The organism is Providencia sp. PROV223 (genome assembly GCF_028479245.1).
GTDB lineage: Bacteria > Pseudomonadota > Gammaproteobacteria > Enterobacterales > Enterobacteriaceae > Providencia > Providencia rettgeri.
Window position 1 is genome coordinate 183,091 of sequence record NZ_JAMPNG010000004.1, and the last position, 13,105, is coordinate 196,195.

The window sequence follows — 13,105 nt, forward strand, 5'->3', positions numbered from 1 at the left end:
CATGTCGACACTGACGGTAAAACTGGAAAGCTTGCAGACACGCGGTAAAGGCACAGAACAACGTATTGCCACCTTTTTGCTGGATAACCGCGAAAGTCTTATCGCGATGAATGCAGCGGAGTTGGCGCAGGCGGCTGGGGTAAGTAGTGCATCTGTTATCCGCTTTTCACGTCAAATGGGGTACCGTGGCTATCCTGAATTTAAAGTCGATTATTTGTCGGATGAGAAACAACACAAAGCCGAAAGCCTATACGGTAATCTGAGTCGCCACGATGATACTTCTCAGATTATCGCTAAAACGGGGCACATGTTTATTTCGGCTATTGAAAAATCACTGGATCTGCTTGAACCACCAGTTGTGGATACGATTGCGCAAAAAATGTACCAGGCCAAACGTATTGTGCTGTTTGGTGTCGGGTCTTCAGCTATTGTTGCCAGTGATATTTTCCATAAATTAATTCGCATTAATAAACATGCACTGTTTAGTTATGATTTGCATGTTCAGCTAAGTTACTCGGCAAATTTGGGGCCAGAAGACCTTGCTATTGCGGTAACGGCACGCGGAAATACTCAAGAAATCAATAGCATGCTTCGTTCTGCAAAAGAAACCGGATGCCCGACAGTCGCACTGACGCGTTTTGGCCAAGATGAAGCGATGAAGTTAGCGGACTTCGCCTTGCCTTATTTTTATGATGAGCAACACTCCCAATTAGGCATCATCACCCCCCAAGTGTTACAGATGATTACTTTCGATACATTATTTTTTAAATACCTCACGTTAGCAGATAGTGATGCAAATGAAGCATTACAAAAAGGGCGACGAGCACTGATACAAGGCAAGAGTTAATGATTGTAACGGAGTTAGCGATAGGTGCACTGATTGGGCTGATTATTAGCACAACGGGTGTCGGTGGTGGTGTGATTGTATTACCGATACTGACCTATTTTTTTGGGCTAAATGCATTAGCGGCAGTAGCCACTGCCAATTTTCTTTCGATGTTAATGAAGGTTTCTTCTTCTTATATGCATTTTCGACTAGGCAATATTCCCTTTAAAGGGGCAATGATTGTGTTAGCGATTATGTTACCGAGCACCTTTCTCTCTAGTTTGTTTGTAACATGGCTGGGGGGGTTACCGGGGTATGAAAAACAAGTTGAGTGGGGGATTAATCTCTTAGTGGCTGCTGCCATTATTTTTTCGCTCTATTTATTTATTCAGCGAATGTTTTTTGTTTCGATCATCAAACAAGAAACGGCGAAAGGGGACCAGCTAAAATCCATGGCTGTGCCAGCTATCTTGGCGGGTGTTGTACTTGGTGCAACGGGTGTTGGTGGTGGGGTGGTTGTTCTCCCTATGTTATTGCGCTATATGCAACTAAATATTAAGCAAGCAATTGGCACATCGATTTTTGTAACAACCGTGTTATCCGGTTCCTCTGCTTTAGCTTATGCGCAAGATGGCTATACGGATTTAAAATTGGCGCTGATATTGTGTGCAGGGGCATTGATTGTGATGCCACTGGCTAAATATTTACTGATCCGTTTATCTGAACGCACCTTTCAATACATTACATTGTTATTAATTACCTGTAGTGCAGTAATGATGACAATGAATTTATTCACCTTCTAGGGTCATGAGTCCTATTATTGATGTTGTTAATAATAGGACTGACTCTTCATTAAAAACGGTGCGTTTATCGCTGATTAAGCTCTTTTGTCATTTCTTGGTAAATAAACTGGCGCTCATAGTTTAGGTCTTCGTCTTGTAAGGAAGAAAACTGGCTGAGTGTAATAGCGAGTAAGGCGGCGGCTATAAATACAATTAAGCCACTAGACAGCAGTTTTGCTCGAGCTGTTGCATGGGGAGCTAGTACAAAAGCGCCACTGATAACTGCACCGAGTATTGCGCCACCAATATGAGCTGCGTTATCAATACCTGACTGCAAACCATTGATAAGAGTTAACGCAATCATCCCAATAATATTATATAGCGGGCGTTTTAATTGGTTGCGTTCTTCAAGAGAAAGGTTGGGGTGATTAATTCTTTTTAATAAATCAATGACAGAAGCCGCAGCTAACCCCATAATGGCACCAGATGCACCAATGCCAACAGTAATATACACTGTGTTATCAGGTAAATATAAACTGTTCCATGCATTCATTGATGCTCGGCTTGCTGCTTCCTTAATGGCTTCGCTATATTGCCAATAAGCACTAAAAAATGCGGCGCCAATACCTGAAAATAGGTATATCGCGAGCATCCTAAATTTTCCATAGGTGCGTTCGCATTCAATCCCAATAACAAACAAGGCCAATGTATTTAAAGCAAGGTGCATACCACCTGAGTGCAATACCATACTGACTGGATAACGCCACCAATCCCCCGTTAATGAAAGTTGGTAAACATTGGCACCAAATAGCAATAAATTATTTTCTTGGGAATCGAGTGGGGCGGCATAATTGAGCTGGTAAAAATAAACAACAATATTCAGCACTGCAATAAAAAGCGTTAGGGCTATTGCCCATAGGGAAAACTTAGGTTTCTGTGGAATAGCAGTATTGAGGTCGCCAGTCATGTAAATGTCCTATTAATCAGTCATGGCCGTTATCTTAAATAAGTGATTTGTTTAGCGCAATTTATCATTATCTGAGAATGCAGATATCATTTTGTAGGGGTCATAAAAAACAAAAAAAGAGCTCTAAAGAGCAGCAAGTCTGATAGGTTTTGAAAATAAATTAGGAAAATCAATTTATTGATTTTCGGCTGATAACACAAAGCGGGAAAAACCACGCTTTTATCCCGCTTTGTCAACAACCTCAGGAGCTCTAAGAGCTCCTTTCAACGTCATTATGACAAATTAAAACGAAGTTCGTTTATAGGTACGGTACTCAGGCTTCCAGAAATTGCGTTCAATAGCTTCATCAAGCGCGCTATCCGAAGTGACCGTTGCCACACCTTGAACTTGTGCTTCTTTTGCCACTTGTTTAGCAATAATGCGTGAAACATCTTGGATATCAGACAGTAAAGGCAATAGCGCACCTTCGCCATTTTTGGCTAGTGGCGAACAGCTGGCGAGAGCACGGCTGGCAGCCATTAACATGCCATCAGTGACACGTTTAGCACCAGAGGCAATCACACCAAGACCAATACCCGGGAAGATATAGGAGTTGTTACATTGTGCAATTGGGAACACTTGGTCTTTGTAAGACACTGGGCTAAATGGACTTCCTGTTGCGACTAAGGCCTTGCCATCAGTCCAATTGATAATGTCTTCAGGGCGAGCTTCAACACGTGATGTTGGGTTAGATAACGGCATCACAATAGGGCGTTCACAGTGCTTATGCATCTCTTTAATGATTTCTTCTGTGAATAACCCAGCTTGGCCAGACACACCAATCAATATGGTTGGTTTGGCATTGCGTACGACATCTAACAGTGAAATTGAGTCACTGTTAACATCCCAGTCGGTTAAATTTCCACTGCTTTGGGTTAATTTGGCTTGGAAATCGAGTAAATTAGGCAGTTTATCGGTTAATAAACCAAAACGATCAACCATATAAATGCGCGAACGCGCTTCTTCGTCGCTTAACCCTTCAGATTTCATTTGAGCGATAATTTGTTCTGCGATACCGCAACCCGCTGAGCCTGCACCTAAGAAAGTCACGCGTTGGTCACTTAGCTTACTGCCTGCGGCATGGCTGGCGGCAATTAAACTACCTAATGCAACTGACGCGGTGCCTTGAATATCATCATTGAAACAGCATAGTTCATCACGGTAACGGGTTAATAAAGGCATCGCATTTTTCTGTGCGAAATCTTCAAATTGCAATAATACGTTTGGCCAGCGGCGTTTAACTGCCTGAACAAATTCATCAAGGAACTCGTTGTATTCATCACCAGTAATACGTGGGTGACGCCATCCCATATACAGAGGGTCATTCAGACGCTGTGGGTTGTTGGTTCCTACGTCAATAACAATAGGTAAGGTATAAGCAGGGCTGATACCCCCGCACGCGGTATAGAGAGAGAGTTTCCCAATTGGGATGCCCATACCACCGATACCTTGGTCACCAAGGCCTAAAATACGTTCGCCATCAGTAACAACAATCACTTTCACATTTTGTTTAGTGGCGTTTTGTAGCATGTCGTCGATGTATTCACGATTCGGATAAGAAATAAATAAACCACGTGCACGACGATAAATGTCAGAGAAATGCTCACAAGCTTCACCCACGGTTGGGGTATAAATAATAGGCATTACTTCAGTGAGGTGAGCATCTATAAGGCGATAAAATAAGGTTTCGTTGGTGTCTTGAATATTTCGCAGATAAATGTGTTTATCAATATCTGATTTAAAATCAATTAATTGGCGATAGGCGCGTTCAACTTGTTCTTCGATGGTTTCAACTTGTTCAGGAAGTAAACCATGCAAGTTAAAATTTGCACGCTCTTCTTCGGTGAAGGCGCTTCCTTTATTCAGCAAAGGGAATTCAAGCAAAATTGGGCCAGCGTAGGGTATATAGAGAGGGCGTTTTGTTTCGTACTCATGTTCCATGAAATATCACTCTTCGGACGATTAATCAACAAAGTCAGGGTAGATCCTAAGGTAAACAGCAAATATGTACAGTAAATAATGATAAAAAAGCGTTAAAAAATTTACTGAAAAATATTGTGCATATGATAAGGAGTTTATGCGCGAAAGGGAATGAAAGCCGATAACGGCATACGCATTACGGTAGGTAGATCACGCTTAGGCAAATAATGAATGTCTCATCGTTATTTTTACGTTTTCAAACGTTAGTTTAGCTTTTCTGCGGGTTCAATTTTTTCATGTTTTTTCTTATTTTTAGTCAGTTACAGAGAGAAAAAACGGATTCACTGAAAGTTAAATTATATTTTTAAATATCATATATTGCTGCAAGTTTTAAATTTATATAAGTTGAATTTTATTTTATATTTCATTTTTCACTAAGGAGTTTTATGAATTTAATTAATGGGGTGTTAAGAAATAAGCGTATTTATATATTACTTATTATGGCATTTCTAGGAGGAATGAATCATTCAAGAGCAGACTATAACCCAATCGAAACACTAAGGAATATTGACAGCTATTTCTATGAAAACAAATATGGCTCATCAATTTTTGGTCGAGTTATAACAGATTATTTTTATTTGGTGATGAAAGAAAAAAACAAAACAATTAATAACACATTGATAGACAAAATAAATTATGACCATGCATTAGAAATGCTTCAAGTATTGAAGCGAAAAGCGAAGAAACAGAGTACAGGTGAAAAAGTCTCTCATGATATGACTTATAAAGAAGCAGATGAAATACACTATCTGGTCATGTTACGTAATAAAATACCCGAAGAAGCTTGGGTTTTAGGTGTGGTATTTTCTGTATTAGATGAAAAAGAAAAAGAATTTTATTGGCAAAAAATTATGGCAGCTTCCGGAGACCGTGGCCATGAATTATCGGTAATATACAGCTTGATGAAAGTGATGTTAGAAAAGGAAAAGAAGGCCACTAAAAAACAGAAAATAATTATTAATAAATGGTATGAACGTATGAGTAAAACATTAGCTTCTGCTAAATCATAGTTTTCATTTAAATAAGTTTGAAAACTAAATGTTATATAAGTATTAAGGTGTCAATTATTATGAAATTATATTTTTGTTTAATTCTACCGTTATTATTATTTTCCTGCATTGTAAATGGCGAGAACCGCCCCGGCTTTGTCTGTGGGCAGTTTAATAAGAATATTATAGAAGTTCCTAGCGAGTATGTTTTTCCATTTGCTGAATATGAAGGGTATAGCTATTTTGACCCAAGGTTTATTGAAAATAAAGAAGGATGCGATGCTAATTTTAGAGAGTTAACATTAATAACGCATTGGCCTTATATGACAAGTGTTGATTCCAAAAAAAAATCCACCTTGAAATAGATGAAAAAACGATAAGAATTATATTGAGACCAATTCGAGAGAAAGATTATTCATTAACACAAAAAATGAGAAATTATCTAAATGCATCATATTTAGGAAAGCGAAGTCAAATATTTTATGACGATGATTCCGAACTTCAATATGTTGACTATTTTGATGAATATAATATATCTGAAAAACTATATAGTGGAGAAAGAACTCAAAAGAAAAGAACTTTTTTTTGGTTCGAAAATGAAAATGAAGTTATTGCTATCTTAGAATGCTTATGGCTACCATTAGAAAATAAATATTTAAGTTGTAATATGAGTTTTTCAATATTGGAAGTGAGAATACTAGCAGAGGTTAGGTTTAGTTTTGATAAACATAAAAAATGGAGAGATATAATGAAAGAAACTAAGGTTTTTGTGATTGATTTTATTAAGGATGAATATTATGAGTAAAGATATGGCTAGTTTTTCAATTAATTATAATGATGTTGTAAATTTGAAGGCTATTTTAAATGAAGGATATTTGGAAGCGTTTTACAGATATCTTGCTGACAAGGGGGATAGGTATTCATTAACGGCGCCTGGGAGTTATAATGAGCATAGTTTCTTAAGTCGATTATACTTTAATTATGGTTTAGATGTTTATAGTGATGAACTGAAATACATGTATTTAAGAGGAATATTATATAGGGTTCAACAGGATTTAGCTAAAGAGTACATGGTGTTAATAGAAAGTAAGTTTAAAAATAATATGGATAAAAGAGGGTTTATAAATATATCTAGTGAGGATATTTATAAGCACTATATGCATGTTTTAGAAAAAAATAATATGTTTATGGGATATTGGGATACTAATATAGCAATGTTATTTTTTACTACTGAAGAAAGAGGGGAGTATTGGGATAGTAAATTAAATAATAGTGATTCATTCAAAGGCCAAGTGATTCATTATTTTAAAACTATAAATTCCCTATTGGATATTTATGATAAATATACTAATAAAAAAGGCACTCCTATAGCGTGGTACTTGAAAAATAACTATAATCTATTTATGTATGAAAGGGGGTGTGAGTTAATTGAAGAGCAGAAAGATATAATATTAAAAGATAAATATCTTTGTGATTTAATATATACTGTTCATATGAAGTATGTTAAATACAAAGATGAAATGGATATTAAAATAGGGAATGTGTATGATTTAATAAACTATCAAGAAAATAAATTATTTTACTCTGATAAGATTGATTTGAAAAATAAAATCAAATTAGAGGTGTTGGAAAAAGATATTAAAAATAGAAGGAGAAAAAGGTCAGTTGGTAATTATACTGATGAGTTTGTTACGAAAAAAGATGATGCTATTAGAATATATGAGGAGTTTAAAAAGATACAAAAGTCTGAAGTTATTTATGATTATTTGGAAAGTGAAGGTTCCAAATACGCTGTTATTGCAAATGGATTGATTAAAGAACAATCTTTATCTGGAAAGGTTGCAAGTAATTTTATAGATACAGAGTTGGAAAAAAATGGAATAAATGAAAGTAAAATTATTTTGGATAAATTAAAATTGGATTTGGCAGAAGAAACTATTTTAACATTTATATCACGAAGTGATAGTGATGGGGTTATAAAGGGAGATTTAACATCACAAGAAACACAACGTATTCATTATAATGCTTTTGAACGTAATGGTATATCAAGGTATGGATGGACATTAACAATCCCTTACCAGATTTTACCAGAAAGCAGACATAAAGAAATTCATCTTGAAATGTTAAAATCTGCAGGTAATGATCAGGCTGAATTTCAGTTTTCTATTTTCTTAAGTGACGAAATGTTTCTCGAAATAATTAAAAACCCAAAGATAGAATCGATAAAATATTATGTTAATTGGGGGGAGACATTATTAACAATTGATAATATAAAAGAAGTGGGGGCTGTTTTTGGTGATTATTTTGTAGAAAGTGGAATAACACTCAAGGAAGATATAGCAGCCTACTTGAATGAATTAAAAAAAGTTATCCCTAAAAGCGATTTAGATATTTATGGGGTTGAGAGCAAAATATCGCAAACCAAAACCCAGCCTATCAATCAAGGAGCGCCATCAACACCACCAATTAAGCATCCACATAATAGGGTAGAGAAATCGATATTGGAAAGCACTTATCCGAAAGTCGAACCGAATAGACAATTAGCACCTCGTACAACAAATCTGTTTGATAGATTAACAGTTGATAAAAATGAAACACCAACAAATCATTATTTAGAACGCCCAAGCGTTGTTCTTCCGGGAACGCCAGGATTTAAAGACTTTCCTAAGGATACAATAGAAAATAATCGTCATTTCGAGAACATGGTTGGTCAGCTAAGAGACAATATGTCATCAATGAATAACTCAATGAATTCATTTAATGATAGATACTCAATACCTTCAATACCAAGTGTACCTGAATTTAGTTATAGGGGGTATTCGTCAGGGGCTTCTTTTAATTTTAATTAGTATTATAAAATTGCTAATAATAAAAATAATTATTTATGATGGTTTGTCATAACATGAAACGGTTATTGCTGACTATTCATATTAGTAGCAATAACCGTTACTTTTAAATCAATATCAAATTAATCCAAATAAGCTAATTCAATATTTTGGCAACCTAGTGCCTGTAATGTATTTTCGGTCACACACCAATGTTTGATAATCGCATCTTGTTTTTCAACAAACTTAGCTTGGTCGATGGCGTGAATATCTTTACCTGCAAGGTTAATCATAATTAAAGCGGCTTGCAGTGGTGGTAAACTTGGGTTGAATGCGGCATTTTCTGCGTAGCGTCCGGTAAACAGTGAGCCATCTTTTAATTGTAACGCAATTCCTGAATGGGATCGGCTATAAGGTGCATGGGATTGGTTTGCAGCCTCAATTGCTGCACTTAATAACCGGTCACGGCTTTGGTTTTTATAGCCATGGTCAACAGGGTCGAGTAGTAAAGTAGTAATATTGAGGTCAGACGGCCCAAATGAGTCGGGTAAATAGTGGTGTAGTACTGCGGGTGTGCGGCCCGGTAAATTCACCATAATTTTACCGCCTTCACGCAATTCATTCATAAATTGGCGGCAGTGCCCACAAGGTGTGTAATTCACGGTAATTGAGGTAATCTGCGTTTCACCTTTCATCCAAGAGTGTGTCACTGCACACTGTTCTGCATGGATCACTTGCCCCATTGAAACATGGCTAAATTCCATATTGGCGCCGAAATATAAATTACCACTTGCGCCGCAAGCGATTGCACCAACGTGAAAATGGGAGATTGGAGTAATTGCATAAGCCGCAGCGAAAGGCAACAACGCAAAGGCTAATTCAGCGTCGCTTACACCTGCTTCAGCTTTAATCTGTTTGACTTGTTCCGCTGTTAACATACCTCGGAAATCAGAATTATCAATGATTGGTCTAAGTACCGACTGTAACTTTTCTGGAAGTTCGGCCCAAGCGGCCTTAAATCGTGAATGCATGTGTTACCTCCCTAATTAATTATTTTTATTCTATTCAATAATGCGCTCAACAATATGTGACTTAAGTCACCATTTTAAATGAAACATATGAAACAAATTCTTTAATTGAGAGATATATCTCATGTTTTCTCCGTGTGTTAGTGAGTAAGAGGCTAATAAATTCCTCTTACTCATTTGCTTGGATATTGGCTTAGTGAATTAAGCTTAGCTAAAAAGATGTAAAATAACAGGAAAGATAAACGGGGCTATAAGTGAGGTGATAACCCCACAGGTCATCAATGCAAGGGAACTGTAAGCACCTTCAATGTAATTCACTTCGGCACAGCGGGCAGTGCCTAGGGCGTGGGAAGCGGTTCCCATCGCGAGTCCCCTTGATGCGTGGGTTCGTACACGCAGCACATCAAATAAGCTATGGCCAAACATGGCGCCTAAGATCCCAACAAATAACACGCAGGCGGCACTAATCGCAGGGATCCCACCAACCGAATCAGCAACAGCCATCGCGATAGGGGTAGTAACCGATTTAGGCAAAATAGAACCCGCGATATCAGGGGTTGCCCCCAACCATAACGCGATGGCGGCACCGCTAAACATGGCCACTAAACTACCTGCAAAACAAATACTTAATAAAGATTTCCACTGGGCTCGAATTTGGTGCATTTGTTCGTAAAGTGGAAAAGCGAGCGCGACGACTGCAGGCTGTAGTAAATCATTGAGTATTTTGCTACCTGCAAAATAGTGCTCATAAGAGGTATTCGTGATCACTAGTAGTGCAATCAATACCGCAATAGTAATTAATAGTGGGTTTAAAATCGGTAACTTAAATGTGGTCGACAGCTTACGAGCCAAATAAAACACCACAATGGTCAGCGGCAATGACCACCAAATATGTTCTAACATTATTCATTCCCCTTAGTTTTATCATTATTAATGACCGAAGAAATTGGGTCTTCGGGGGGTAAAGGAACGTCATCAGGTTGAGCCCCAACGACAGGGCGTTCCTTATGAATATAGTTGGAACTGATGGCGACAACGACCATAACGATTAAGGTACTAACCACACAGGAAACGATGATAGGAACCATTTGTTGGCTGAGTAATTCATAGTAATTCATTATGCCAACACCAATAGGAACAAACAGGATGGTCATATTTTTCAACAAAATGCTGCAACCGGGTTGTGCCCACTTCGCGGGAATAATTTGTAACGCAAGCAGTATGAATAAAATTAACATGCCGACAATGCTGCCAGGGATGGAGAATGGAAGTAGTGTTGAGATAAGGTTTCCAATAATCAGGCAAAGGTAGAGTATTGCGAAAGCTCGCAAATATTGCCATCCCGTTATCAGTACCTGTTTAAATGACATGAGACTGGTCCTGTAATGTAATATCTATTCATCATACAATTAACTTTATTATTGTGCTACCGATCACAATAAAAAGCCAATAAAAAAGTGGGAAGTATTTAGCTTCCCACTTTTAATGAATAACAGACTAGAGCAAGTATGGGTTATTTAACTTGCATACCGGGTTGTGCACCACTGTCTGGGCTGAGTAAGAAGATATCTTTACCGCCAGGGCCAGCAGCCATTACCATACCTTCAGAAATACCAAAACGCATTTTACGAGGTGCGAGGTTGGCAACCATCACGGTTAAACAGCCTTCTAAAGCTTTAGGGTCTGGGTAAGCGGAGCGAATACCAGAAAATACTTGGCGAGTTTCACCGCCAATATCTAATTGTAATTTCAGTAGCTTGTCTGAGCCTTCAACAAAATCAGCTTGCTTGATTAATGCAATTCGCAGGTCAATTTTCGCAAAGTCATCAAAGGTGATGGTATCTTGAATTGGGTCATCGGCTAGCGGCCCCGTAAGTTGCTGAACGGGTTTGATACTCTCTTTTGAGGCTTCGACCATTGCATCCACTTTTGCCATTTCAATGCGGTTAAATAATGCCTTAAATGGTGCGACGCTGTGGTTCAATAATGGGGTGTTAATCGCATCCCATGATAATTCACTATTTAAGAAAGCTTCAGCACGCTTAGTGAGCCCTGGTAAAACAGGTTTCAGGTAAGTCATCAGAACGCGGAACAAATTGATGCCCATCGAGCAAATATCTTGCAGCTCTTGATCTTTACCTTCTTGTTTTGCCACAACCCAAGGGGCTTTTTCATCAACATAGCGGTTTGCGATATCGGCTAATGCCATGATTTCACGGATCGCTTTGTTATATTCACGGTTGTTATAATCCTCACCGATAACTTTAGCGGCATCAACAAATTGTTGGTATAACTCTGGCTCAGCAAGGTTTGCTGATAATTGACCGCCAAAGCGTTTAGCAATAAAGCCCGCATTACGTGATGCCAAGTTAACCACTTTATTGACGATGTCGCTGTTGACGCGCTGGACGAAATCTTCCAAATTAAAATCGATGTCATCAATACGCGAAGACAGTTTTGCTGCATAGTAATAGCGCAAGCAGTCGGCATCTAGGTGATCTAAGTAAGAGCGGGCAGTAATAAATGTACCGCGCGACTTCGACATTTTTGCCCCATTAACCGTGACATAACCATGAACAAACAGGTTTGTTGGTTTACGATACTGGCTACCTTCTAACATGGCAGGCCAGAACAGGCTGTGGAAATAGACGATATCTTTACCAATGAAGTGGTAAAGATCGGTTTTCGAATCTTTATTCCAAAACTCGTCAAAATCAAGATCGCCGCGTTTGTCACACAGGTTTTTAAAGGAGCCCATGTAACCGATAGGCGCATCTAACCAAACATAGAAATATTTACCCGGCGCATCAGGAATTTCAAAACCGAAATAAGGTGCATCACGGGTAATATCCCATTGTTGTAGGCCTGATTCGAACCATTCTTGCATTTTGTTGGCGACTTGTTCTTGTAATGCGCCTGAGCGAGTCCACGCTTGAAGCATGTCGCTAAATGCAGGAAGATCAAAGAAAAAGTGTTCTGAATCACGCATTACGGGTGTAGCGCCAGAAATCACTGAACGTGGGTTAATCAGTTCTGTTGGGCTATAGGTTGCGCTACAGACTTCACAGTTATCACCATATTGGTCTTCGGCTTTACATTTTGGACAAGTGCCTTTAACGAAGCGATCCGGTAAGAACATGCCTTTTTCTGGGTCAAAAAGCTGTGAAATAGTACGGTTCTTAATAAAACCGTTATTTTTCAGTTTCCCGTAAATTAGCTCTGATAAGACTTTGTTTTCTTCACTGTGTGTGGAGTGATAATTGTCATAACTAATGGCGAAACCAGCAAAATCGTTCTGATGCTCTTGGTTCACTGCCGCAATCATCTCTTCTGGCGTTACGCCAAGTTGTTGAGCTTTAAGCATGATTGGAGTTCCGTGCGCGTCATCGGCACAGATAAAGTGAACCTCTTTGCCGCGCATTCGCTGATAACGGACCCAAATATCAGCCTGAATATGTTCCAGGATATGACCAAGATGGATTGAACCGTTAGCATAGGGTAACGCACAGGTTACCAGTAATTTATTCGCGACTTGAGACATAGTAACTTTCTTACTTCCATTATTTGAAAAGGGTCTTTGATGTTAACCGATCAAAACCATCGCTGCTAGGGGTATAAAATATTAATTGGCAATTTGTTCGAAAAAGAAATTTTTACCTCTTTGTGGTT

Annotated in this window: 12 protein-coding genes; 6 read left to right on the forward strand and 6 right to left on the reverse strand. The window is 38.4% G+C overall.

The annotated features are described in order from the left end of the window. Window position 1: 1 nt before the first annotated feature. Both PR767_RS07145 and PR767_RS07150 read left to right on the forward strand, forming a co-directional pair. Complete coding sequence (locus tag PR767_RS07145; protein ID WP_004909230.1) at window positions 2–847, forward strand: MurR/RpiR family transcriptional regulator; 846 nt, start codon at window positions 2–4, stop codon at window positions 845–847. After that, complete coding sequence (locus PR767_RS07150; RefSeq protein ID WP_004909234.1) at window positions 847–1,629, forward strand: sulfite exporter TauE/SafE family protein; 783 nt, start codon at window positions 847–849, stop codon at window positions 1,627–1,629. The genes PR767_RS07145 and PR767_RS07150 overlap by 1 nt, the downstream gene beginning before the upstream one ends. A 64-nt stretch (window positions 1,630–1,693) precedes the next feature. On the opposite strand, the gene PR767_RS07155 is transcribed toward PR767_RS07150, so the two are convergent. Both PR767_RS07155 and PR767_RS07160 read right to left on the reverse strand, forming a co-directional pair. Further along, window positions 1,694–2,575, reverse strand: coding sequence for a rhomboid family intramembrane serine protease (locus PR767_RS07155; RefSeq protein ID WP_196719756.1), 882 nt, complete (start codon window positions 2,573–2,575; stop codon window positions 1,694–1,696). 282 nt (window positions 2,576–2,857) lie between these two features. Continuing rightward, a complete protein-coding gene (locus tag PR767_RS07160; RefSeq protein WP_115167696.1) occupies window positions 2,858–4,555 on the reverse strand; it encodes an NAD-dependent malic enzyme in 1,698 nt (565 codons plus the stop codon). 425 nt (window positions 4,556–4,980) lie between these two features. Here PR767_RS07160 and PR767_RS07165 point away from each other — a divergent pair, with 425 nt between their 5' ends. The 4 genes from PR767_RS07165 to PR767_RS07180 are packed head-to-tail and all read left to right on the forward strand — an operon-like array spanning window position 4,981 to window position 8,432. Beyond that, window positions 4,981–5,604, forward strand: coding sequence for a hypothetical protein (locus PR767_RS07165; RefSeq protein WP_004909242.1), 624 nt, complete (start codon window positions 4,981–4,983; stop codon window positions 5,602–5,604). Window positions 5,605–5,663: 59 nt separating this feature from the next. Then, window positions 5,664–5,948 carry a hypothetical protein gene (locus PR767_RS07170; protein ID WP_272520062.1) on the forward strand — a complete coding sequence of 95 codons (285 nt, stop codon included), beginning with the start codon at window positions 5,664–5,666 and terminating at the stop codon, window positions 5,946–5,948. A gap of 23 nt (window positions 5,949–5,971) precedes the next feature. Beyond that, entirely contained in the window at window positions 5,972–6,388 is a 417-nt protein-coding gene (locus PR767_RS07175; RefSeq protein WP_272520063.1) for a hypothetical protein, read from the forward strand. Then, the gene (locus PR767_RS07180; protein WP_272520064.1) at window positions 6,381–8,432 is read left to right on the forward strand and encodes a hypothetical protein; all 2,052 of its coding nucleotides are present in this window, start codon (window positions 6,381–6,383) and stop codon (window positions 8,430–8,432) included. The genes PR767_RS07175 and PR767_RS07180 overlap by 8 nt, the downstream gene beginning before the upstream one ends. Window positions 8,433–8,551: 119 nt before the next feature. Here the strand turns inward: PR767_RS07180 and cdd are convergent, their stop codons facing one another. The 4 genes from cdd to metG all read right to left on the reverse strand — a co-directional run bounded on the left by cdd (window position 8,552) and on the right by metG (window position 12,977). Continuing rightward, a complete protein-coding gene (cdd, locus tag PR767_RS07185) occupies window positions 8,552–9,439 on the reverse strand; it encodes a cytidine deaminase (RefSeq protein ID WP_110731803.1) in 888 nt (295 codons plus the stop codon). 204 nt (window positions 9,440–9,643) lie between these two features. Then, complete coding sequence (locus PR767_RS07190; RefSeq protein ID WP_004256514.1) at window positions 9,644–10,339, reverse strand: CidB/LrgB family autolysis modulator; 696 nt, start codon at window positions 10,337–10,339, stop codon at window positions 9,644–9,646. Then, complete coding sequence (locus tag PR767_RS07195) at window positions 10,339–10,806, reverse strand: CidA/LrgA family protein (protein WP_004256512.1); 468 nt, start codon at window positions 10,804–10,806, stop codon at window positions 10,339–10,341. Before PR767_RS07195 ends, PR767_RS07190 begins: the two co-directional genes overlap by 1 nt. Before the next feature lie 143 nt (window positions 10,807–10,949). Continuing rightward, entirely contained in the window at window positions 10,950–12,977 is a 2,028-nt protein-coding gene (gene metG / locus PR767_RS07200) for a methionine--tRNA ligase (protein ID WP_272520065.1), read from the reverse strand. Between the last annotated feature and the right edge of the window lie 128 nt (window positions 12,978–13,105).